This is a genomic window from Burkholderia ubonensis subsp. mesacidophila (genome assembly GCF_002097715.1).
Lineage (GTDB): Bacteria > Pseudomonadota > Gammaproteobacteria > Burkholderiales > Burkholderiaceae > Burkholderia > Burkholderia mesacidophila.
The window spans coordinates 752,721-775,605 of sequence record NZ_CP020738.1; the positions used below are offsets into that span (position 1 = coordinate 752,721).

Sequence of the window (22,885 nt, forward strand, 5' to 3'; positions counted from 1 at the left end):
CCCGAAAAGCGTTCGCAACTGCTTCTGTTTTCATTGGGGGATCGGATCGACCATAACGGCAACCGATACGATGAAAGTGAAAGGAGCAAAGCCATGAAACTGCTCGGCATGATCCGTCTGGTCCTGTGGAGCTTCTTCGGCGTGCGCAACAGCAAGGAGCATGCCGCGGATCTCGCGAACGTCAACTTCACGCTGCTGCCGTTCGTGGCGATCATTCTCGCCGCGCTCGTCGGGGCGGTCATCTACGGCGTCGTGCACCTGGTGGCCGATCCGACGTCGACGATGCAAGGCTTCTGAGTAACCGTCTAGCGAGTCAAGCGGAATGAAGCGAACTGTCCCAAGGTGTGCTGGTTTTGACCATGGCGTTGAGCACGGTCAGGAGCTTGCGCATGCAGGCAACCAGCGCGACCTTGGGCGGTTTGCCTGCGGCGATCAGTCGTTGATAAAAAGCGGCAATAGCGGGGTTGCGTCGCGAAGCGGTGAGCGCTGCCATGTACAGGACGCGACGGATATCGAACCGTCCGCCTTGAATGCGCCTGTGCCCCCGGGTAGTTCCCGAGTCCCATGCCATCGGAGCGACGCCAACCAACGCAGCGATCTGGCGGCGATTGAGCCGGCCAAGTTCGGGCAGTTCTGCGATCAAGGTAGCACTGGCCACTGGGCCGATACCGCTTGCCGAGCGCAGCAGTTCGTCGAGTGCGCTGTAGTGCGCGCGGACGTGGGTAACCATCTGGGCGTCGACATCATCAAGCTGCTTGCGGATGGCGTCGATCATGGCTTCTATGCTCGGGCGTACGACCGGAATGGCCAGCTGCAAACGCTGCCGCTCGGACAGCAACATGCCGAGCAACTGACGACGGCGTGTGACCATGGCGGCCAGCGCTTGTTGCTGGGTGTCGGCCAGCGGTCGAATGAAGTTGGCCAGATCCTTGCGACGAACCAGTACCGATGCGAACTCCGCCAGCATGTGAGCATCGATCGTATCGGTCTTGGCCAGACGCCCCATCGACTTGGCAAAGTCGCGCGCCTGACGCGGGTTGATCACGGCGACCGGCAAGCCTGCCGCCTGCAACGCACACGCAAGCGCCGCTTCGTAGCCGCCCGTGGCTTCCATGACGACCAGAGCCACGTTCAGGGGTTGCAGGGCCGCTGCCAGGGCCGAATGTGCCTCGGCATCGTTAGCCCATCGCTGCGCAATGCGTTCGGCGCCCAATACCGCAATATCGACGTGCTCCTTGGCTACGTCGATACCCACCATTACTGAGGAAGCAGACATGATCTTCAGATCCCTTGCTTGTGCATGCGCCCTCGATCAGATCGGGGCGGGTAACCGTTCGGGTTTCGGGAAGACCAGCACGGCAACCGTGCGTTCTGTACTCAGAAACGGGCTCATTGGCCCAAGCGCGAATCAAACTACACGGTTCAGTCTGGTTGCTCCCAGACTTTACCGTACCGGTCAGGCTTGAACATACAAGCACGATTGCGTCGACTGCCCGATGCCGGCGCGACGATGCGCCGGGCACGGGCGCCCTGCACGGGCCGCCGCCGTGAGCGCCTGAACGGCCGCTGCCCGCTTGCCAGCCATCGACGATTCCGTCGTGGCGATGCGCGCCGTCGATCGATGGCGCTTCCTGTTCCGCTTCCCACTCTTCCTGCCCGATTCCGCCGCCGGTACGCCGCCGCGGGGTAAAATGCGCGCCGCAACGCGTGGCGCGCCCGGGTCGCCGTGCCGCTTCCGCCGCCCAATGGGCTGGCGGGGCACGCCGGCGCTCGCGCGTCGCCGCACGCGTCACGCCCGGGCCCGCCGCGGACCGGCTTCCGATACGCGTGCACCGCATCGGTCGACGACGACATCCGGGGCCGTCGCGCGTTTCCGCGCGAGCCCGCGCCCGTCTTGCGTGATCGGGCGCGTTCGGCCGACAGGTCGTCATGCCGCCGGCCAAGCGCGTGCGACAGGTTGAGCGGCGAGTTTCGAATCCAGAAAGATGACTGTGAACAGAAGAAGAGCGTCGCCGGCACTCCGGCGGCGCGCGTGTGTCAGCGTGGGTCTCGGCATCACGCTTTTCGCCGCGCAGGCAGGCGCGGCTTCCGTCGATGCGCCGGCGCCGGCTTCGGACGCCGATGCGGCATCCGGCGGCGGCACGCTGCCGGCCATCAGCGTGAGCGGCGCGCGCGACAATGCGTTGCGCGCACGCACCGCGTCGGTTGCCGGGTATGACGACGCGCCGCTGCGCGATACGCCCGCGTCGGTCAGCGTCGTCACCCGCGCGCTGCTGGACGACCAGCAGGCGAAGCGGCTGAGCGACGTCGTCCGCAACGACGCGTCGGTCAGCAACGCGTACGCGCCGGTCGGCTACTTCGAAGGCTTTTCGATTCGCGGCTTTCCGGTCGATCTCGCGAGCGCGATCCGCATCGACGGCCTGACGGTGTCGGGCGAGCAGAACGTGCCGCTCGAGAACAAGGAGCGCGTCGAGATCCTGAAAGGGCTCGCGGGCATCGACAGCGGCGTCGTCGCGCCGGGCGGCGTGATCAACTTCGTGACCAAGCGGTCCGCGAACGTCGCGAGCGTGACGACGGGCGTCGACAGCAGGGGATCGACGTCGGCCGCCGTGGACCTCGGCCAGCGCTTCGGCCCCGGCAACCAGTTCGGCATCCGGATCAATGCGGCGAAGGAGAACATGCATTCGTACATCGACGGCACGAACGGGCGCCGCACGTTCGGATCGATCGCCGCCGACTGGGACATCAGCCCGCGCGCGAGCCTGCAGCTCAATGCGGAATTCCAGCAGTGGATCCAGCGTTCCGCGCCGGGGTATCAGCTGCTTGGCGGCACGGTCGTGCCGTCCGTCAAGTCGACGTCGAAGGCGCTCGGCACGCAGCCGTGGGCGAAACCGCTGACCACCGATGCGCTGAACCTCAACGCGCGCTTCGACTACCAGTTCAACGACGACTGGAAGGCCTACGTCGCCGCGGGCCGCAGCCGCACGATGATCGACGACAACAGCGCGTTCGCGTATGGCTGTTCGTCGGCGGGTTGCGCGCCCGGTGGGGCGTCACCGTTCTTCTTCGGCAGGAATGGGGATTTCGACGTGTACGACTTCCGGAGCCCGGGCGAGTACCGACGCAACGACGACGTGCGCGCGGTAACGACCGGTAAGTTTTCTACCGGACCGGTGCGTCACGAGCTGACGGTCGGCGCGAGCGTGCAGCGGCGCGTCGTGCACATGGCGGATGCCGTCTACGACTATGTGGGGAGCGAGAACATCTACGGCCCGGACCTCACGTTTGCGCCGTCGCAAAACGTGGCCGGTCCGTCGTATCCGCGGCTCGACGCGTGGCAGTACGCGGTGTTCGGCGCCGACCGGATCAGCTTCGGCGACCACTGGCAGGTGCTCGCGGGCGGCAAGGAGGTGCTGCTGCGGCAGCGGAGCTGGAGCAGCCTCGACGGTCCGCAAACCCGCACCGACCGCTCGGTGTTCTTGCCGCAGGTCGCACTGGTCTACAAGCCGGTGAACGCGCTGTCGCTCTATGCGTCGTACAGCAAGGCGCTGTCGCTCGGCGACCAGGCGCCGGTGCGCGCAAGCAACGCATATGCGTTCCTGCCGCCCGTCGAATCGCATCAGATCGAGGTCGGCGCGAAATATGACTGGCTCGACCGGCTGAGCCTCACGGCCGCGGTATTCTCGATCAGCAAGCCGTTCCAGTTCGCGCAGCCCGACGCGTCGAACGGCAGCTACACGTTCGTGCAGCGCGGCACGCAGCGGCACCAGGGGATCGAGCTCGGCGCGGCCGGACGGCTCACGCAGCGGCTGTCGCTGACCGCGACCGTGGCGGCGATTCGCGCGCGCGCTTACGATTCGGGTTCGCCGGCCTACGAAGGGCACCAGGTCATCAACGTCCCGGCGCTGCGCGCGTCGCTGTATGCGGACTATGCGGTGCCCGGCGTCGCCGGTCTCGCGCTGCTCGGCGGCGTCGATTACAGCGCGAGCCGCAATGCGAACGAGGAGGGCACGGCGCGCGTGCCGGCGTGGTTCGTGTTCAATCTCGGCGCGCGGTATGCGACGAAGATCGGCGGACACCGGACGGTGCTGCGCGTGTCGGTCGACAACCTGTTCAACAAGTTCTACTGGCGGGATGCGGGCGAGCAGCAGGGCGACGCCTACCTGTTCCCCGGCGCGCCGCGTACCGCGCGCGTGTCGCTGACTTACGATTTCTGATCGCGATCCGACCTACACTGGAGAGAACGAACGATGTCCACCCTTGAAATCGCCGGCGTGATCGTCAGCGCGCTCGCGATCTGGCTGACCGCGAAGCGGCGCATGCTGTGCTGGCCCGTGGGGCTCGCGTCGGTCGCGCTGTACGGCTGGATCTTCTTCGACGCGAAGCTTTATTCGGACATGCTGCTGCAGGGCGCGTTCGCGGTGCTGCAGGTGTACGGCTGGCGGCGCTGGCTCGCGCAGCGCGTGGACGGCGCTGCGTCGCACGGCGCCGTCGTGCCGGTCAGCGGGGTCACGCCGGCGAAGGTGCTGCCCGACCTGATCGCGGCGGTCGTGGGCAGCGCGCTGCTCGGCGGGATCATGGCGCGCTGGACCGACGCCGCGCTGCCGTTCGTCGACGCGTCGCTGACCGCGTTCAGCCTCGTCGCGCAATACTGGACGGCGCGGCGCTACATCGCGTCGTGGGGCCTGTGGATCGTGGTCAACGTGGTCTATGTCGGGATGTTCGTCGTCAAGGGGCTGTACCTGACCGCGGGGCTCTACGCGCTGTTCATCGGGCTCGCGGTGATCGGCTGGCGCGACTGGCGCAACACGGCCGCTGCGGTGCGCGCGGCGGCGAGCTGATACGTTTCCGGAGGCCTGTCGCCGATGTCCAATCCGACCGAGTCGACCGCGCGGGTGGCCCACGCGGAGGCCGATGCGATCGCGCCGCCGCAGTTCGGCGTCGACGGCGAGCAGGCCGAACGCGACTGGCCGCTGATCACGCGTGACGAGGTGGCCGCGATCCTCGCGCGGATCGACGACGCAGGGCCGCCGGCGCAGCTCGTGTGGCACAGCCCGCGGCCGTTCTCGGCGGCCGTGCTGGTTCATACGGCGCGCGGCCGCGCGCTGTTCGTCAAGCGTCATCACGTGAGCATCCGCGACGTCGCGGGGCTCGAGGAAGAACATCGTTTCATCGCGCATCTGCGCGACCGCGGCATTTCGGTTCCCGACATCCTGGCGGACCATGATGGCGCGACCGCCGTGACGCTCGGCGACTGGACCTACGAGGTGCATGCGGTGGCGCCCGGATGCGATGCGTATCGCGGCGTGATGTCGTGGAAGCCGTTCACGCATCCGTCGCATGCTTACGCGGCGGGGCAAGCGCTTGCGCGCCTGCATCATGCGGCGGCCGGCTTCGATGCGCCGGCCCGGCCGGTGCGGCTGCTGCTGTCGAGCTTCAGGGTGCTGTCGTCGGCCGATCTGCCCGGCGCGCTCGAGCGCTGGGTTGCCGCGCAGCCGCTGCTCGTGCGCGCGCTGGCCGCGCGCAACTGGCGCGACGAAATCGCGGACGCGATCGGCCCGTACCACGCGCGTCTTGCGCCGTTGCTGCCGGCATTGCGGCCGCTGTGGACCCACGGCGACTGGCACGCGTCGAACCTGCTGTGGAGCGACGGGGAGCCCGGCGCGCAGGTGCGCACGGTGCTCGATTTCGGGCTGTCGGATCGCACCTGCGCGGTGTATGACGTCGCGCTCGCGATCGAGCGCAACGCGATCGACTGGATGGCGCCGGCTGACGCGCGCAAGGTCGAATACGCGCAGATCGACGCGCTGCTCGATGGATATGAGTCACTCGCGCCGCTCAACAACGACGCGTATGCGGCGCTGGTGGCGCTGCTGCCGATCGTGCATGCCGAGTTCGCGCTGTCCGAGGTCGCGTATTTCGACGGCATCGTCGGTTCGCCCGCGACGGTGGATGTCGCGTACGACGGCTATTTGATCGGGCATGCGCGATGGTTCGGCGAACGCGATGGAAGGCAGTTGCTCGATTGGTTGGTGCGTCGGCGGCGGGTGCGGAACGCGCAAGCCTGAGTGGTGCGTTCGGCACGGCGACGTGTGCGGCGCGCTACGCTCCCCGGACGGCTGGCCCTGTCTTTGCGCTACGCCGTTCCGCACGACTTCAATACGTCATCCGCCGCCCGCACAATCCGGGCGAGCTTCAGTTGTCGATACAACCAGCCGACACCACACCGCCTGATACCCGGCAATCAGGCCCGTCACGGTGTACCAGTTCACATTGCGTGACATTGATTCGGATAACTTAAAATCGTTAGTGCATTTTCGTACACGGACGATTGATCATCCTGTCGGGTTGGCGTTAGGTTGGTAAGGGGCACATTTCGCCCGCTTAACCGGAAAGGGGTTCAGGATGACGAACGAAAAAGAAGCAAGCGTACTTTCCCATCTTTTCGCGACCGTCGGCTCACGTACCGAGCGCGGCGGGTGGGTCGCCGAAGTCGCGGGCAAGACGAGTTATCGCGGACTGTTGCTGGCCCGCGTTGGCGACATCGTTAAATACGCTGACGGCAGCGAAGCCGTCATCATCGACGGGGCGGGGTTGGCTGCCACGTCGGAGAATAAGCCGTTCGCGCTGGTCGGCTCGCGACTGAGCAACGGCGACGTCATCACGCAAACGTTACAAGACGGAGCCGGCATTCGGGTAAGCGACGACCAGCCGATTCCCGGCTTGTTCGATTCGGCCTACGTGCCGCCACCCGCCTGCCCGCGCTACCGGCTGGCCGTGAAAGGGGCGACGACCGCTCGGGGCGGCGTGTTGCGCGAAGCAACCGGCACGTGGGACATGGGCGACGCGCTCGGCAAGTCTGCTGTCGTGGGAAACGTTGTCCACTATGCGGACGGCCCGACCGCCCGAATCATCAGCGGCCTGGGCATCGCGGATTACCCAGACTTCGCGCCGCTCGCTTTCGTCGGGAGCGAACTCGACAATGGCGACGCGATCACCGATAGCCCGGAACGCGAGGGCAGGGGCTTCGCCGATACGTTCACGGTGGTGAAGCTGGCGACCGTGACCGGCTAAAGGGGCGACGGCATGATCCGATATTTTCTCGCCAAAGGCGACCGCGCCGGCAGTGCGGTCATCACCGAAGGTCTCGATACCGTGACCTGCTCGAACCCGCCGCCGAGGGTACATATCGCCACGCTCTACATGAAAACCTACTGCACGGCTTGCAAGCGGGAGGGGTTCATCGCGCCGAAAGGGCCGCGCCGGCCCGGCACCGGCCCCAACGGCAAGCAATGGGCATTGAGCGGCGACACTAACGTGTGCGGCTGCAACCCGCCGCCGGTCTTCTACGCCGAGCGCAACATGAGAATGATTTTCACGGCCGAGCAAGCGGCGACGCTGACAGGTCAAAGTGCCCTGCGTTCGGCGGCGGCGGGGCGGGTCGAACACGACGAACAATTCGTTCTGTGCGACGTCGACACCGGCCGACCACTGGCGCTTGTGCAATACCGAATCCGTACCGCATCCGGAAAAGTGTTCAGCGGCGTCACGGACGCCACGGGCCACACAGCGTGTCACCACGACCGGCGCGGAAGGCCTTCAACTTCATATCTATCGCGCTCATGTTTGAGCAACTGGTAGTCAAAGGCGCGCCCACAACGACCGGCGGCTGTGTCGTAGGCGGCTCGTCAACGCAGTTTGACGAGCAAGGCCAGCGGTTCGCCCGAGACGGAGACGAAGCGACGTGTGGGAACTGTAAAGGACTTTTTCCGATTCGCGGCGGTGCCGATACATGGCTGGATGATGGAAAAGCCATGGTCAAGGATTGGGACTGGGTGCTATGTCCGTGCCGGAGGAATCGTGTCCGGGCCACGCCGTCCACGACGTTCTTCTATTCGGACGGAGGCAACGCACAGGCGGAAACGCAGCCGATGATGCGGAAGGTTACTGAAAGCGCGCCGCTCGCCATGCATGACGAGCAATACGTTTTGCGCGATGCCGATAGCGGACAGCCTCTAACCAATATCCGCTATCGGATTCGCACCGCATCCGGGCATGTTTTCAGCGGCGTCACAGATGCTACGGGCCACACACAACGCGTTGCGACGACTAACACCGAATCGCTTCATCTTGAAATTGTGAGAAACGAACATGCCCAATGACGGTTACGAACTTGTTCACGATTCAGCTATGACGAACACAACACCCGGCTCGAAGGTTTATGTTGGTGTAAACACGGCGCCGATATGTCCGAATATGAATAATAAGCAATTCGCCGATATAGTGATGCGTGCTCGCGATGCGGGTATTGCGCTGATTAAGGATCGTATCGCGGCGGTTGCGCGATGGGACAGAAACGAGCAGGACCGCGCCAAAACTTACTTCGGGCGTGCAGATGAAGAGATCAGAAGTACCCTAATCGCGGGCCTTCCACGATTGCTGAAAGCCATGCAAGAGCTTGTTCCAGAGAAAATTGTTCGCTGGGATAGTGACCTCAACAGAAATCTGTCATGTGCCGTTGTGCCCGATACCGGCTCAAATCGTGCTGCGGTATGTAAGCCAAACTCCAAAGAGCGAGTTATAGCAATCTACTCAAAATTCTGTTCTGATTCAAATGGGGAGCTATTCCATGCTGCAAAAGTTAAGGTTTTGATTCATGAGTGTACTCATTACGTTGACACGTTTAATTCGGATGATATTATTTATGGGGATACTGAGATTGGGATGAGGGTGTTTGCAATGAATAATTCGGATTGTGCGATCAGGAACGCGGATAGTATAACCGGATATATTGCAACATTTGATAGGATTATTATTCAATGATCATGTCACGGGGTTTCCGATTTTTTTTCTTGACACTGGCGGTCGCAGTGTCCGCTTTTCTTCACAGACCAGCTGTCGCCTGTACAGTCGGGGAGGAAGTGCAGGCTCAATTACCGTTCAATACTGCTGATATTTCCAATGCGGACAGGCTCGCAATTGCGAATATTGTGATTGAAGCGAAAAAATGGCCTGATGTGGAGATTCAAGCGGTTGTGATTGTGGGGGCATATAAAGGCGAAGAGCGTGTGGAGTGGTTGAAGGAGGTTCGCGCCGAGAATGTCAAGGCATATTTGCAGCAGCTTGGCATTAAGAGCGGGAACATATTGATTGACAAGAAGACGTTCACGGACGAGATGGTGGTTAAGCACCCCGATGGCATGCTCACTATCCATCAAATCGTGGTCGAGTTGACACCGATATGTAAGGGCAGTTGTGCGTGGCTTTGCGATGATCCACGTGTGACGCCCACAAGCAAGGCGATCAAGTAATCTCGATGCGGCCTAAGCCCTGCAACAGCGGGGCTTTTTCTCTTGCAATCGAGCACGTTACCGAAACTTGTTGCACTTGGCGTCGCTCGCTGCGTGCATCACACTCGCCGTTAGCTTGTTCGCGACAGGGTGAGCAAGCGCCCGTTCGGCGAGGTTGAGTGCATAGCCGTGTTCGCTGGCCCAATTTGCGCGATGAGGCTGAACGCGGTCAGCGACGCGTCGACGAACGGTAGCGCGGCGTCGGTCCAGCGCGCCATGATCCCGCCGAGCAGCGCGCTGCTCACGACCGCCGCGACGCGTCGCATTCGCTGGCCGCGCAGCACGACGCGCGCCAAAAATGACGGAAATATCATGTTCGCATCATGTTTGCACAGCGGCAGGACCGTAGCATCGGTCGCGAAACTGTCAATGCAGACTCGAACATGCTCATGCGTAACCTGGCTGCGCTCGCCGTCCTTGCGGCGGCCGCTTCGGCTCATGCCCAGCCTTCCCTGATTCAAGCGCCAGCCGGCGAAGTCACCGGCGCCGTCGCCTCCCCGCCACCGTTGACGCTCGCCGACGCGCTCGGCATCGCGGCCCGCAACAACCCGGCGCTGCGCGGCGCGCGCGCCGATTCGAACGCGTCCGTCGGCGCGCTGATGCAGGCCGGCGTGCGGCCCAATCCCGAACTGTCGTTGCTGCAGGAAGGCTTCGGCGGCAACGAGCGCACCACGACCGCGCTGGTCAACCAGACCATCGAGCTGGGCGGCAAGCGCCGCGCGCGGCTCGACGTCGCCGCGTACGGCCGCGAGGCCGCCGTCGCGACGCTCGACGAACAGGGCGCCGCCGTGCGGGCCGACGTGACCAGCGCGTTCTACGGGCTGCTCGCCGCGCAGCGGCAACTGCAGGTGACGGAAGAATCGGCCGCGCTCGCCGCGCGCTCGGCCGATCTCGCGGGCCGCCGCGCGCGGGCGGGCAAGGTCTCGCCGGTCGAGGCGACCAAGGCGCAGGTCGCCGCGGCGGCCGTGCAGATCGAAGTCGCGACCGCGCGAAGCCGCGTCGAGATCGCGCGGGAAAAGCTGAATGCGGTGACGGGCAGCGTGCGCACCGAAGCGCGCGTCGCCGCCGGCGACCTCGAAGCCGTGCCGGCCGTGGCGCCGCTCGCCGCGCTCGTCGAGCGGCTGGCCGACGCGCCGCTTGCCCGGGTCGCCCGCGCGGAAATGCTGCGCTCGAACGCAGCCGTGTCGCTGGAACGCGCGAAGCGCATTCCCGACGTCACCGTCAGCGCGGGCATGAAGCGGGTCGTAACGGGGGGCGTGCCCGACAACCAGGCCGTCGTCGGCATCGCCATTCCCATTCCGCTGTTCGACACCAACAAGGGCGCGCTGCTCGAAGCGACGCACAAGGCGGAACGCGCGAACGCCGATCTCGATCGCGAGCGCGCGCGCCTGCGGCTCGACCTGACGCAGGCCTATGCGAACTACGAAGCCGCCGCGCAGGAAGCGCAGCGCCTGAAAACCGACATTCTCCCCGCCGCGCGCGTCGCGCTCGACGCGATGTCGCGCGGCTACGAACTCGGGAAGTTCAGCTTCCTCGACGTGCTTGATGCGCAGCGGACCCTGTTCCAGGGGCAATCGCAGTACGTGCGCTCGCTCGCCGATGCGCACGCCGCCCGCGCCGACATCGACCGGCTCGTCGGCACGCCGCTGACGAGCGCCGCGCAAACGCCGCCCACCTCACCCTGAAGGACCCTCATGTCGCGCAGAAAAATCCTCGTCATCACGGTGGCCGTCGCCGGCGTCATCGTCGCAGCCGTCGCCATCGCCCGCGGCGGGGCAGAACCGGCATCCGCGCCCGGCGTCGCGCCAGCCTCCGAAGCAGCCGGACAATACGGCGGCGTCGTGCTGAAGAACGGCAAGCTGTCCGTCGAGATCGTGATGACGGAAAGGCCCGGCGATGCGCGCCTCGTCGTCTATCCGTTCGTCGACGGCAAGCCGGCCGGCGACGGCGTGTCCGTGTCCGGCACGCTGGTCCGGCACGACGGTTCGCGCGAAGCCGTGCGGTTCGACACGTCGGGCCGGAAATTCACGTCCGCGCAGCCGATCCGGAAGCCGCACGTGTTCGACGCGACGATCGACGTGAAGTGGCCCGGCGGCATGGCCGCGTTCCCGTTCTCGCGGGCGGACGGCGTGGTCGCGCTGAGCGACGGGCAGATCGACGCGTCGCGGATCGGTCTCGCCAAGGCCGGGCCGGCGCAGATCGCCACGCCGTTCCAGCTGCCGGGCGAGATCAAGTTCAACGAGGACCGTACCGCGCATGTCGTGCCGCGCGTGGCCGGGATCGTCGAGCAGGTTGCGGTAGCGCTCGGGCAGAACGTCGCGAAGGGGCAGGTGCTGGCCGTGATCGCCAGCACGGACCTCGCGGACCGGCGCAGCGAACTGCTGACGGCCGAGCGCCGCCTGTCCGCGGCCCGCATCACCTACGAACGGGAAAAGACGCTGTGGCAGGAGCGCATTTCGGCGGAACAGGATTACCAGCAGGCGCAGGTGCAACTGCGCGAAGCCGAGATCGCGGTGCAGAACGCCCGGCAGAAACTGGCCGCGCTGAACGCGCCGGCCGGCGCGAAGGCGTTGAACCGCTACGAACTGCGCGCGCCGTTCGCCGGCACCGTCGTCGAGAAGCACGCGACGCCGGGCGAAGCGATCGCCGCCGACGCAAGCATGTTCGTCGTGTCGGACCTGTCGTCGGTGTGGGCCGAGATGGCCGTGCCGGCGCAGCGGCTGAGCGACGTGCGGGTCGGCCGCGACGCGACCGTCAGCGCCGCCGCGTTCGAATCTCGCTCGAGCGGCCCGATCGCCTATGTGGGCGCGCTGCTGGGCGAACAGACGCGCACCGCGCCGGCGCGCGTCGTGCTGCCGAATCCCGACGGCGTGTGGCGGCCCGGCCTGTTCGTCAACGTGTCGGTCGACGCGGGCCGGCAAAGCGTGCCGCTGGCCGTCGCGAGCGACGCGCTGCAGGACATCGACGGTGCGCCCGCCGTGTTCGTGCGCTCGCCGAAGGGCTTTGTCGCGCAGGCCGTCGAGATCGGGCGCCGCGACGAGCAGTCCGCCGAAGTGCTCAAGGGGCTCAAGCCCGGTCAGGAGTATGTGGCATCGAACAGCTTCGTGCTCAAGGCGGAGCTCGGCAAGGGCAGCGCGGAACATGAGTAAGCGGCCGTTTTCGGTTTCAGAGGACCATTGCAATGTTTGAGCGCCTGATTCGCTTTGCGATTGCGCACCGCTGGCTCGTGATGCTGGCGATCGCCGCCGTGGCCGCGCTCGGCATCTTCAGCTATCAGAAGCTGCCGATCGACGCCGTACCCGACATCACGAACGTCCAGGTCCAGATCAACACGCCGGCGCCCGGCTATTCGCCGCTGGAAGCGGAGCAGCGCATCACCTACGCGGTCGAGACCGCGATGGCGGGGCTTCCCGGCCTCGAGCAGACGCGCTCCATTTCCCGCTACGGCCTGTCGCAGGTGACCGTCATCTTCAAGGACGGCACCGACATCTACTTCGCGCGGCAGCTCGTCAACGAGCGGATCCAGGAAGCGAAGGACAAGCTGCCGCCCGGCGTCACGCCGACGATGGGGCCGACGTCGACCGGTCTCGGCGAAATCTACCTGTGGACCGTCGAGGCGGACGCCGCCGCGCGCAAGCCCGACGGTACGCGCTATACGCCCGCGGACCTGCGCGAGCTGCAGGACTGGGTCGTCAAGCCGCAGCTGCGCAACGTGCCGGGTGTGACCGAAGTCAACTCGATCGGCGGCTACGTGAAGGAATTCCGCGTCGCGCCGAACCCGACCAAGCTGATGTCCTACGGGCTGACGCTCGCGGACGTCGCGCGCGCGCTCGAGCGCAACAACGACAACGTCGGCGCCGGCTACATCGAAAAACGCGGCGAGCAATACCTCGTGCGCGTGCCCGGCCAGGCGCGTTCGGTCGACGATATCGCGAACGTCGTGCTGACGAACGTCGGCGGCGTGCCGGTCAGGATGAAGGACGTCGGGCAGGTCGACATCGGCCGCGAGCTGCGCACCGGCGCGGCGACGTCGAACGGCGAGGAGGTCGTGCTCGGCACGGTGTTCATGCTGATGGGCGAGAACAGCCGCTCGGTCGCGAAGGCGGTCGCGGCGAAGATGACCGACGTGAACCGGACGCTGCCCGCGGGCGTGAAGGCGATTCCGGTCTACGACCGCACCGTGCTCGTCGAAAAAGCCGTCGCGACGGTGAAGAAGAACCTGCTGGAAGGCGCGATCCTCGTGATCGCCGTGCTGTTCCTGTTCCTCGGCAACCTGCGCGCGGCGCTGATCACCGCGCTCGTGATTCCGCTGTCGATGCTGATGACCTTCACCGGGATGGTGAACGCGAAGGTGAGCGCGAACCTGATGAGCCTCGGCGCGCTCGACTTCGGCATCATCGTCGACGGCGCGGTGGTCATCGTCGAGAACTGCGTGCGGCGGCTCGCGCATGCGCAGGCGCTCGCGGGCCGTCCGCTGACGCGGGACGAGCGGTTCGCGCAAGTGTTCGGCGCGTCGCAGGAAGCGCGTCGCGCGCTGATCTTCGGCCAGTTGATCATCATGGTCGTGTATCTGCCGATCTTTGCGCTGACCGGCGTCGAAGGGAAGATGTTCCACCCGATGGCCGTCACGGTCGTGATGGCGCTCGCGGCCGCGATGGTGCTGACGGTCACGTTCATTCCGGCGGCCGTCGCGCTGTTCATCGGCGAGCGCGTCGAAGAGAAGGAGAACCGCCTGATGGGCTGGGCGCGGCGCGCCTACGAGCCGGTGCTGGCCGCGTTCATGGTGCGGCCGGCGCGGGTCATGCTGGGCGCGGCGGCGATCGTCGCGGTCACGCTCGGCCTCGCGACGCGTCTGGGCAGCGAGTTCATCCCGAGCCTGAACGAGGGCGACCTCGCGGTCGCCGCGCTGAGGATTCCCGGCACGAGCCTGTCGCAGTCGGTCGACATGCAGAAGTCGATCGAGAAGACGCTCAAGCGGCGCTTCCCGGAGATTGAGCGCGTGTTCGCGCGCACCGGCACCGCGGAAATCGCCGCCGATCCGATGCCGCCGAACCTGTCGGACGGCTACATCATGCTCAAGCCCGTGGAGCAATGGCCGGACCCGAGGAAGCCGCGCGAGCGGCTCATCGCGGAAATCGAGGAGGCGCTCGCCGAACTGCCGGGCAACGCCTACGAGTTCTCGCAGCCGATTCAGCTGCGCTTCAACGAGCTGATTTCCGGCGTGCGCAGCGACGTCGCCGTGAAGATCTTCGGCGACGACATGGCGGTGCTCAACCAGACGGGCGAGCAGATCGCGGCCGTGTTGCAGAAGGTGTCCGGCGCGTCGGAGGTGAAGGTCGAGCAGACCACCGGCCTGCCGGTGCTCACGATCAACCTCGACCGGGACAAGCTCGCGCGCTACGGCGTGACGGTCGCGGACCTGCAGGACACGGTGGCCGCGGCGGTCGGCGGACAGAAGGCCGGCACGCTGTTCCAGGGCGACCGGCGCTTCGACATCGTCGTGCGCCTGCCCGACGAGTTGCGTTCGGACATCGAAGCGATCAAGCGGCTGCCGATCGCGCTGCCCGCGCGAGCGGCGGTCGGCACAAGCGGCGCGGCGGTGCAGGCGCCGTACGTGCCGCTCGCGGAGCTGGCGACGATCGAGGTCGCGCCCGGTCCGAACCAGATCAGCCGCGAGGACGGCAAGCGGCGCGTCGTCGTCAGCGCGAACGTCCGGGGTCGCGACGTCGGCTCGTTCGTCGCTGCCGCGCGCGAGCAGTTGCAGCAGGACGTCCGGATTCCCGCCGGCTACTGGGTGTCGTGGGGCGGGCAGTTCGAGCAGTTGCAGAGCGCGAGCGAGCGCCTGAAGCTGGTCGTGCCGCTCGCGCTGTTCATGGTGTTTGTCCTGCTTTTCGTGATGTTCAATAATGTGAAGGACGGCTTGCTGGTGTTCACCGGCATTCCGTTCGCGCTGAGCGGCGGGGTCGTCTCGCTGTGGCTGCGCGGCATTCCGCTGTCGATCACCGCGGCGGTGGGCTTCATCGCGCTGTCCGGCGTGGCCGTGCTGAACGGTCTCGTGATGATCTCGTTCATCCGCAACCTGCGCGACGAAGGCGCGCCGCTCGATGCCGCGGTGCGGGAAGGCGCGCTGACGCGGCTGCGGCCCGTGCTGATGACCGCGCTCGTCGCGTCGCTGGGCTTCCTGCCGATGGCGTTCGCGACCGGCACGGGCGCCGAAGTGCAGCGGCCGCTGGCCACCGTCGTGATCGGCGGTATCCTGTCGTCGACCGCGCTGACGCTGCTGGTGCTGCCGGTGCTGTATCGCGTCAGTCACGCGGTGTCGTGGCGAACGGCGTTCAGGGCCGGGCTCGGCGCCGGCGCCGGCGCGCCGATGCGGATGCTGAGACGGCTGGGCCTCTTCAAGGGTAATGTGTAATGCGGATTTTGATTGTCGAAGACGAACCGAAGACCGGGGCCTATCTCCGCAAGGGGCTGACCGAGGCCGGGTATGTCGTCGATTGGGTGGAGGACGGCATCACCGGCCTGCACCAGGCCGAAACGGAAGACTACGACCTGCTCGTGCTCGACGTGATGCTGCCCGGCCAGGACGGCTGGACGCTGCTGCAGAACCTGCGCCGCAGCAAGTCGACGCCGGTGCTGTTCCTCACCGCGATGGACGACGTCGGCGACCGCGTGAAGGGCCTCGAGCTCGGCGCGGACGACTATCTCGCGAAGCCGTTCGATTTCGTCGAGCTGACCGCGCGCATCAAGTCGATTCTGCGCCGCGGGCAGCCGCGCGAATCGAACACGTTGCGCGTGGCGGATCTCGAGCTCGACCTGACGCGCCGCAAGGCGACCCGGCAGGGGGACACGATCCTGCTGACCGCCAAGGAATTTGCGTTGCTGTGGCTGCTGATGCGGCGGGAGGGCGAGATCCTGCCGCGCGCGACGATCGCGTCGCAGGTGTGGGACATGAATTTCAACAGCGATACCAACGTCGTGGACGCGGCGATCCGCCGGCTTCGCTCCAAGATCGACGACGCCTACGAACCCAAGCTGATTCACACGGTGCGCGGCATGGGCTACGTGCTCGAAGCGCGCGACGGCGCGAACCGATGATCCGGCACGTGCTGCCGCGCTCGCTGCGCGGGCGCCTGACCGCGCTGATCATCCTGTCGACGTCCGTGATCCTCGCGTCGAGCGGCGTCGCGCTCTACGAGGCGCTGCGCAACCGCATCGAGACGTCGGCCGCGGAGCAGGTGGGCGGGATCGTCGCGGCATTGCGCACGCACCTGGCCGATGCGCGGACGACGGCCGACGTCGCCGGGAACAAGGACGTGTGGGTCGACCAGCTGCACGGTCACCCGAACATGGCGCTGGCCATCTACGACGCGGCCGGCAATCGCCTCGTCGGCACCGGCGGGTTCAGCGCCTATGCGCCGCTCCTGTCGCTGGAGGCGCGCCACCTGCCCGCCGCCTTTGTTGCGCCGCGCTCGACGCTGAGCTATCTCGTCGCGTCCGCGCCGCTCGCCGGCGCGGACGCGCCCGTCGTGCGCGTCGTGGTTCAGTACGATCGGCGCGCGGACCTCCAGTTGCTGCGCGCGCATGCGTACACGATCGTCGTGATCGAGGTATTCGGCGTCGTGCTGGCCGCCGCGATCGCGTACGGCATCGCCGCGCTGGGATTGAGCCCGCTGCGCCGCTTCGCGGCCCGCGCGGAACAGATGTCGACCAGCCGGCTCGCCCATCCGCTGCCGGAACTCGACGCCGCCGGCGAACTGAAGGAACTGGAGCACGCGTTCAACGGGATGCTGGCGCGGCTCGACGAGTCGTTCACGCGCCTGAGCCAGTTCTCGTCGAACCTCGCGCACGACATGCGCACGCCGCTCACCAACCTGCAGGCGGCCGCGCAGGTCGCGCTGTCGCAGCCGCGCAGCGCGGACGAGTACCGCAGCGTGATCGAATCCGGCATCGACGAATATCAGCGGCTGTCGAGAATGATCGAGGACATGCTCTTTCTCGCGCGTTCGGAGCAGGCCGGCACGTCGATCGACGTGCGCCGCCTCGACGCGGCCGTGGAGGCGGAGCGCGTCGCGGGCTACTACGAACCGCTCGCCGAGGATGCCGGCGTGTCGGTCAGGGTCCACGGGCACGCATGGGTGGACGCGGACCTGACGCTGTACCAGCGCGCGTTGAGCAACCTGCTGTCCAACGCGCTGGCTTACGCGCCGCGCGGGAGCGTGATCGAGATCGACTGCGTGGGAACGGAGGGCGCGACGACGATCGCCGTGTCCGACACGGGGCCCGGCATCGACGCGCAGCATGTCGCGCGCATTTTCGAGCGGTTCTATCGCGTCGATCCGTCCCGGCACAATTCCGCATCGGGGACGGGGCTCGGCCTCGCGATCGTCCGGTCGATCATGGACAACCACGGCGGTGAGTGCGGCGTCGACAGCGAGCTGGCCAGGCGCACGACGTTCTGGCTGCGCTTTCCGCACCGGCCGGCCGTGGCGAAGCTGTCCCGCGCGTGACGTCACGGGCGTGCACCCGCGCGTTCGCCATGCGGGTGCGCGGTTCGCCACGGGGCTGGCGCGATGTCAGCGCCCGGCCAGGTTGTCGTGGCGGTCGGCCTGCGGCGACGCTTCGCCTGCATGGACCGAGATGCCGTGCAGTTCCTTGTTGCGCGTGACGATGTCGGTGGTCGGCGGATACTGGGTCTTGCTCGTCGGCACGACGCCGTCGTGCTGTGCCTGCTTCAGTTCGTCGACGACTTGCGCACGGGTCTTGCCCTGCGCCTGGGCGGACTGGGCCGCGATGCCGAGCGACAGCGCCGCGGCGACGAAGAGTGCTGCCATCCTTGCTGCTTTCATTGCGTTCTCCTTGAACGTGGCCGCCGGTTGGCGAGCCGTGGAGCCAGTATGCGCAGCCGGCCGTGCGCGACCATGATCGGAAGATGAGAAATGCGTCAGATTCGGGCACGCGGCGGCGCGAGGCGCTGCTCGGGCGACATGACGCAATCGTCATGTCCGCGTCATCGATGCGATGTGCGCGGGGACGAAGATGAAGGGGGCCACGAACCGATGCGTCGGCACCCGTGGCATCCGTGCCGTTCGCGATTACGCTCCGTAAAGCGGACGGTCCTGCTACTACTTCAATTCCGACCCGCAAAGTGAATCACATCGATCGCCGTCTTTCCGTTATCGCAGTCCTGATCATTCCGCTGCTTGCCGCATGCGTATCCGGTGGCGGCGTTGCCTCGTCCGTCGGCGAAAGGAAGGCTGTGGTCAGGGATCTGGCGCCCGGCGAACAGGTCGACTACGCGGGACATCGCTGCGGCAATCCCAATCTGCACGTCAAGACGCATCCGTGCGTTTTTCCGCAACGCCGCGCGGCGCAATGATTGCCGCTGTCGCGGCCATGCATGAAAAGAAGCCCGGACACATCGCGTGTCCGGGCTGAATGCGTGGTCGTGCCTTGCGGCAACGCCATGCGTCGCGTGGTTCAGGGACGGAGATCACCCGCACCAAAGCCGATCCTAATCACCGGACGCTGCGCGAACCTGATTCGTAGATGACATTTTTTTCATGTGTATGCGCTGGGTGACGGAAGCGTCATGTGACGGTCACGAGCTCGCACCGCTTGCCGATCATAGTGAAGGCTCTTTCATCGACATCCTGCAAGGAGCGAACAACATGAAACGCCTGCGACTCACGATCGCCATTGCCGCCGCGTCGCTTTCGATCGCGGCATTTTCCGAAGGCGCGGCCGCGCAATCGAAGACTCGGCAGGAGGTCCTTCAGGAGCTCCTGCAGGCTCGGCACGATGGCGTGATCCCGAGCACGAAGAACGACTACCCGGCGAGCCCCGCGCTCGTCGAGCGCAATCGGGAGATTCACCGCGCCACCGTCCACGGCGGCGAACCGGCGCCGATGTTCGATGCGCACGACGCCCGCGTTACGGTGCGCTGATTTCGGAGATCGCCATGCGAAGTTTCGCAAGATGGATCGTGGTCGCGGCATGCCTGTCGTCGTCTGTCGCGATGGCCGACGGCTGGCCGGAACGCCTGCTGTCCCACGAGACGGCACGCGACGCCCGCGATCGCGCGAGCGAACGCATGCGCTGCGAGTTCGCGGCCGTGGCGCCGGGAGCCGGGAGCGCGATGTTCACGCGGGGATCATGCGGAATCGAGGACGGCCGGCTGACGTTCGTGCCGGCCGATTCCGGCGTCGGTCGCCGGATCGAGCTGGGCGACGTCCGCGCCGCTGCGCATCAATCGCGCAAGCTCACCGAGCAATTGCAGTTGACCACGCGCGACGAGGTCGTCGCGATGAACATCCTGACCGACGACGGCAGCCGCAAGTCGCGCGAACATGCGATCGATTTGTGGTCGGCCCTGCGCAGGGAAGGCGTCGCGCCCGGCAACGGATTTCGCATCGTCGAAGCGTATCCGGCGGGCGCCACGACATGGTAGCGCCCCGTCCGCACGCGCGACACCGTCAAAGCTGCGCGAGCGCCTGATCGAGATCGGCGATCAGGTCGTCGATGTGCTCGATGCCGATCGACAGCCGCACCGTTTCCTCCTTCACGCCCGCCTTCGCGAGTTCGGCCGGCGAGAGCTGCCGATGCGTCGTCGATGCCGGATGCGTCGCGAGCGACTTCGTGTCGCCGATGTTGACGAGCCGCGTGAACAGCTTCAGCGCATCCTGGAATTTCGCGCCGCCCGCGCGGCCGCCTTTCACGCCGAACGTCAGGAGCCCCGGCCCGCGCCCGGACAGATAGCGCGCGACGAGCGGATGGTCGGGGTGGTCGGGCAGCCCCGCGTAGCTCACCCATTCGACGTTCTCGTGGCGCGCGAGATGCTGCGCGATCTGCAGCGTGTTGTCGCTGATGCGCTCGAGGCGCAGCGCGAGCGTCTCGATGCCCTGCAGGATCTGGAACGCGTTGAACGGCGAGATTGCCGCACCCATGTTGCGCAGCGGCACGACGCGCGCGCGGCCGATATACGCGGCCGGGCCGAACGCTTCGGTATAGACGACGCCGTGGTAGCTGACGTCGGGCTCGTTCAGGCGCTTGAAGCGGTCCGCATGCTCCGCCCACGGGAACTTGCCCGAATCGACGATCGCGCCGCCGAGGCTCGTGCCGTGCCCGCCGAGGTATTTCGTCAGCGAGTGCACGACGATGTCCGCGCCGTGCTCGAAGGGCCGCAGCAGGTACGGCGACGGCACCGTGTTGTCGACGATCAGCGGGATGCCGCGACGGTGCGCGATCTCCGCGAGCGCGGCGATGTCGGTGATGTTGCCGAGCGGGTTGCCGACCGATTCCGCGAAGATCGCCTTCGTGCGCGCGTCGATCAGCGCGTCGAACGACGCGGGGTCGCGCGGATCGGCGAAGCGCGTGGTGATGCCGTATTGCGGCAGCGTGTGCGCGAACAGGTTGTAGGTGCCGCCGTACAGCGTGCTGGCGGACACGATGTTGTCGCCGGCTTCGGCGATCGTCTGGATCGAATAGGTGACGGCCGCCTGCCCCGATGCGAGCGCCAGCGCGCCGACGCCGCCCTCGAGCGCCGCGATGCGCTGCTCGAGCACGTCCGTCGTCGGGTTCATGATCCGCGTGTAGATGTTGCCCTGCACCTTCAGGTCGAACAGGTCCGCGCCGTGCTGCGTGTCGTCGAACGCGTACGCGACGGTCTGGTAGATCGGCACCGCGACCGCGCGCGTGGTCGGGTCGGGACGATAGCCGCCGTGTACGGCGATGGTTTCGAGACGCCAGCTGGAAGAGGCCCTGTCGGTCATGGTGTGCTCCGCTTGTTGTTGTGATGGATCGAGGGGCGGCCATCCGCGCCCGCCGTCGGGCGATTATAGGAGCGGATGCTTGATGGTCTTAGAACGATTGGTTCGTTGCTTATTGACGCGTGCGGCATAGAATGCCTTTTTCCAATGACGAAGGGTGCGCAATGGATCAGGATCAGTGGACGCAGGTGGATGCGTATTTCTCCGCGACGCTCGTGCCGTCGGACGATGCGCTCGATGCCGCGCTGGCGGCGAGCGACGCGGCCGGCTTGCCGGCGATCAACGTCGCGCCGAACCAGGGCAAGCTGCTGCAGCTGCTCGCGACGATCCGCGGCGCGCGGCGCATTCTCGAAGTCGGCACGCTCGGCGGCTACAGCACGATCTGGCTCGCGCGCGCGCTGCCGCCGGGCGGCAGGCTCGTGACGCTCGAGCTGAATCCCGAGCATGCGAAGGTCGCGACGCGGAACATCGCGCGCGCCGGGTTTGCGGACGCCGTGTCTGTCGTCGTCGGCAGCGCGAAGGACAGCCTCGCGCAGCTCGTCGAAGCGGGCACGGAGCCGTTCGACTTCACCTTCATCGACGCGGACAAGGAGAGCAACGCGGTCTATCTCGATGCGGCGCTGAAGCTGTCGCGTCCGGGCACGGTGATCGTCGTCGACAACGTCGTAAGGCGCGGCAGGGTGGTGGAGCCGGACAACCAGGACTCCGATGTCGTCGGCGTGCGCGACGGGTTCCGGTTCCTCGCCGCGCAACCGCGCGTCACGACGACGGCCGTGCAAACCGTCGGGTTGAAGGGGTGGGACGGGTTTGCGATCTCGATTGTGGGGGAGTGAGATGGGGCGACGCCGATGCCGGCCGCCGCAAGAAAAAACGGCGTGACGCCGATTCGCGCCACGCCGTCCATCCCTCACCCGCGCTCGAGCACATCGAGCAGGAACGCATCGAGCATCCCGACTTCTCCCCACGGCCGCTTGTATTCGCGATCGTGTTCGGCGTCGGCCAGCATCGACTCGACGAGCGCGTGGATCGCGGGTCGCCGCGGCCCATATTCGCCTTCGCCGGCCCGCATCTTCAGTTCCAGCAGCGCATCGAGTTCCGCCAGCACCGCCGGCTCATGCACCGTCCGTGCGACGAGCTCCGCGAACCGCATCGGCGGCATCCCGAGCCCCAGGTCGATCCAGCGCACGGCGAGCAGCGGCCGCAGCACGTACAGGTATTTCTTGTAGCGCACCGTATCGCCCTGCAGATAGCCGCGAAAGTTCTTCTTCGCCATCGACAGGTAATGATGCCGCCCGCGCAGCGGCGAAAAGAACGCGCCGGCGAGCGCCCTGAGCCGCGACGCCAGCAGCGCATCCTCGCGATACACGACCGGCGAATCGAGCCATTCGAGCAGCGTCGGATTCGAGCGGTGCAGCAACTGCAGCGCCTTGCGCAACTCCCACCCGCTCACGTCGAGCTCGTCGTCGAGCGGGCGTTCGATCACGTCGCGTTGCGGCTCGACGCGCAGATACCAGTCGCGCCGGTGCACGTACACGAAGCGCACGTCGTAGTCGCTGTCCGGCGACGCAAACCCCCAGCCGCGGCTGCCCGATTCGCAGGCAAACAACACCTTCACGTCGTGACGGCGCTCGACGTCGTCGAGTTCCGCCAGCACGCGCTCGCGCACGGCAGGCTCGACCGGATGCGCGCTGCGCACGGTTTTCATTGCTTCTTCCCGTTTCATTTTTCTTCTCTCGTATCGTGCGCGGCCGCCCGGCCTTCGGCCGC

Annotated in this window: 22 protein-coding genes and 1 pseudogene; 18 read left to right on the forward strand and 5 right to left on the reverse strand. The window is 66.3% G+C overall.

Going from position 1 to position 22,885, the window contains the following annotated elements:
* Window positions 1-93: 93 nt before the first annotated feature.
* Window positions 94-297 (forward strand): DUF2970 domain-containing protein, encoded by a 204-nt coding sequence (locus tag B7P44_RS21005; protein WP_084907909.1) that lies wholly within the window; start codon window positions 94-96, stop codon window positions 295-297.
* 16 nt (window positions 298-313) lie between these two features.
* Here B7P44_RS21005 and B7P44_RS21010 read toward each other — a convergent pair whose 3' ends face one another.
* The gene (locus tag B7P44_RS21010; protein WP_084901415.1) at window positions 314-1,276 is read right to left on the reverse strand and encodes an IS110 family RNA-guided transposase; all 963 of its coding nucleotides are present in this window, start codon (window positions 1,274-1,276) and stop codon (window positions 314-316) included.
* Between the two features lie 709 nt (window positions 1,277-1,985).
* Between B7P44_RS21010 and B7P44_RS21015 the strand changes: the two genes are divergently transcribed.
* The 8 genes from B7P44_RS21015 (at window position 1,986) to B7P44_RS21050 (ending at window position 9,311) form a co-directional block, all read left to right on the forward strand.
* Window positions 1,986-4,217 carry a TonB-dependent siderophore receptor gene (locus B7P44_RS21015; protein WP_084907911.1) on the forward strand — a complete coding sequence of 744 codons (2,232 nt, stop codon included), beginning with the start codon at window positions 1,986-1,988 and terminating at the stop codon, window positions 4,215-4,217.
* Between the two features lie 33 nt (window positions 4,218-4,250).
* Window positions 4,251-4,841, forward strand: coding sequence for a nicotinamide riboside transporter PnuC (gene pnuC, locus B7P44_RS21020; protein ID WP_084907913.1), 591 nt, complete (start codon window positions 4,251-4,253; stop codon window positions 4,839-4,841).
* A gap of 24 nt (window positions 4,842-4,865) precedes the next feature.
* Window positions 4,866-6,068, forward strand: a complete 1,203-nt coding sequence (locus B7P44_RS21025; RefSeq protein WP_084907915.1) for a phosphotransferase enzyme family protein — start codon at window positions 4,866-4,868, stop codon at window positions 6,066-6,068.
* Between the two features lie 337 nt (window positions 6,069-6,405).
* Entirely contained in the window at window positions 6,406-7,074 is a 669-nt protein-coding gene (locus B7P44_RS21030) for a PAAR domain-containing protein (protein ID WP_084907917.1), read from the forward strand.
* Between the two features lie 12 nt (window positions 7,075-7,086).
* Complete coding sequence (locus B7P44_RS21035; RefSeq protein ID WP_231716797.1) at window positions 7,087-7,641, forward strand: PAAR domain-containing protein; 555 nt, start codon at window positions 7,087-7,089, stop codon at window positions 7,639-7,641.
* Window positions 7,623-8,162, forward strand: coding sequence for a PAAR domain-containing protein (locus B7P44_RS21040; RefSeq protein WP_084907919.1), 540 nt, complete (start codon window positions 7,623-7,625; stop codon window positions 8,160-8,162). The genes B7P44_RS21035 and B7P44_RS21040 overlap by 19 nt, the downstream gene beginning before the upstream one ends.
* 28 nt (window positions 8,163-8,190) lie before the next feature.
* Window positions 8,191-8,823, forward strand: coding sequence for a M35 family metalloendopeptidase (locus B7P44_RS21045; RefSeq protein ID WP_231716798.1), 633 nt, complete (start codon window positions 8,191-8,193; stop codon window positions 8,821-8,823).
* A 29-nt stretch (window positions 8,824-8,852) separates the two neighbouring features.
* Window positions 8,853-9,311, forward strand: coding sequence for an OmpA family protein (locus B7P44_RS21050; protein WP_231716799.1), 459 nt, complete (start codon window positions 8,853-8,855; stop codon window positions 9,309-9,311).
* Window positions 9,312-9,496: 185 nt separating this feature from the next.
* Here B7P44_RS21050 and B7P44_RS35970 read toward each other — a convergent pair.
* Window positions 9,497-9,607, reverse strand: a pseudogene (locus tag B7P44_RS35970) (nicotinamide riboside transporter PnuC); the annotation flags it as partial.
* Between the two features lie 126 nt (window positions 9,608-9,733).
* Between B7P44_RS35970 and B7P44_RS21060 the strand changes: the two are divergent.
* From B7P44_RS21060 to B7P44_RS21080, 5 genes are read left to right on the forward strand one after another with little or no spacing between them, the layout of a single operon-like run.
* Window positions 9,734-11,035, forward strand: a complete 1,302-nt coding sequence (locus B7P44_RS21060) for a TolC family protein (protein ID WP_084907925.1) — start codon at window positions 9,734-9,736, stop codon at window positions 11,033-11,035.
* 9 nt (window positions 11,036-11,044) lie between these two features.
* The gene (locus B7P44_RS21065) at window positions 11,045-12,499 is read left to right on the forward strand and encodes an efflux RND transporter periplasmic adaptor subunit (protein WP_084907928.1); all 1,455 of its coding nucleotides are present in this window, start codon (window positions 11,045-11,047) and stop codon (window positions 12,497-12,499) included.
* A gap of 32 nt (window positions 12,500-12,531) precedes the next feature.
* Window positions 12,532-15,765: an efflux RND transporter permease subunit gene (locus tag B7P44_RS21070; RefSeq protein WP_084907930.1), complete on the forward strand. Its 3,234-nt coding sequence runs from the start codon at window positions 12,532-12,534 to the stop codon at window positions 15,763-15,765.
* Window positions 15,765-16,448 carry a heavy metal response regulator transcription factor IrlR gene (gene irlR / locus B7P44_RS21075; protein ID WP_084907932.1) on the forward strand — a complete coding sequence of 228 codons (684 nt, stop codon included), beginning with the start codon at window positions 15,765-15,767 and terminating at the stop codon, window positions 16,446-16,448. Before B7P44_RS21070 ends, irlR begins: the two co-directional genes overlap by 1 nt.
* Window positions 16,445-17,860, forward strand: a complete 1,416-nt coding sequence (locus B7P44_RS21080) for a heavy metal sensor histidine kinase (RefSeq protein WP_084907934.1) — start codon at window positions 16,445-16,447, stop codon at window positions 17,858-17,860. Before irlR ends, B7P44_RS21080 begins: the two co-directional genes overlap by 4 nt.
* Window positions 17,861-17,926: 66 nt before the next feature.
* Here the strand turns inward: B7P44_RS21080 and B7P44_RS21085 are convergent, their stop codons facing one another.
* The gene (locus B7P44_RS21085; protein WP_084907936.1) at window positions 17,927-18,199 is read right to left on the reverse strand and encodes a DUF4148 domain-containing protein; all 273 of its coding nucleotides are present in this window, start codon (window positions 18,197-18,199) and stop codon (window positions 17,927-17,929) included.
* 299 nt (window positions 18,200-18,498) lie between these two features.
* On the opposite strand from B7P44_RS21085, the gene B7P44_RS21090 reads away from it, so the two are divergent.
* From B7P44_RS21090 to B7P44_RS21100, 3 genes are all read left to right on the forward strand, one after another.
* A complete protein-coding gene (locus B7P44_RS21090) occupies window positions 18,499-18,729 on the forward strand; it encodes a hypothetical protein (RefSeq protein ID WP_084907938.1) in 231 nt (76 codons plus the stop codon).
* Window positions 18,730-18,919: 190 nt separating this feature from the next.
* Window positions 18,920-19,297 (forward strand): DUF4148 domain-containing protein, encoded by a 378-nt coding sequence (locus B7P44_RS21095; protein WP_407924035.1) that lies wholly within the window; start codon window positions 18,920-18,922, stop codon window positions 19,295-19,297.
* A 71-nt stretch (window positions 19,298-19,368) separates the two neighbouring features.
* Window positions 19,369-19,800, forward strand: coding sequence for a hypothetical protein (locus tag B7P44_RS21100; protein WP_231716800.1), 432 nt, complete (start codon window positions 19,369-19,371; stop codon window positions 19,798-19,800).
* A gap of 25 nt (window positions 19,801-19,825) precedes the next feature.
* On the opposite strand, the gene B7P44_RS21105 is transcribed toward B7P44_RS21100, so the two are convergent.
* Entirely contained in the window at window positions 19,826-21,121 is a 1,296-nt protein-coding gene (locus B7P44_RS21105) for an O-acetylhomoserine aminocarboxypropyltransferase/cysteine synthase family protein (RefSeq protein WP_084907943.1), read from the reverse strand.
* A 161-nt stretch (window positions 21,122-21,282) separates the two neighbouring features.
* Here B7P44_RS21105 and B7P44_RS21110 point away from each other — a divergent pair, with 161 nt between their 5' ends.
* Complete coding sequence (locus B7P44_RS21110) at window positions 21,283-21,951, forward strand: O-methyltransferase (RefSeq protein ID WP_084907945.1); 669 nt, start codon at window positions 21,283-21,285, stop codon at window positions 21,949-21,951.
* Between the two features lie 74 nt (window positions 21,952-22,025).
* Here B7P44_RS21110 and B7P44_RS21115 read toward each other — a convergent pair whose 3' ends face one another.
* Window positions 22,026-22,841, reverse strand: coding sequence for a nucleotidyltransferase domain-containing protein (locus B7P44_RS21115; protein ID WP_084907947.1), 816 nt, complete (start codon window positions 22,839-22,841; stop codon window positions 22,026-22,028).
* Window positions 22,842-22,885 lie beyond the last annotated feature (44 nt).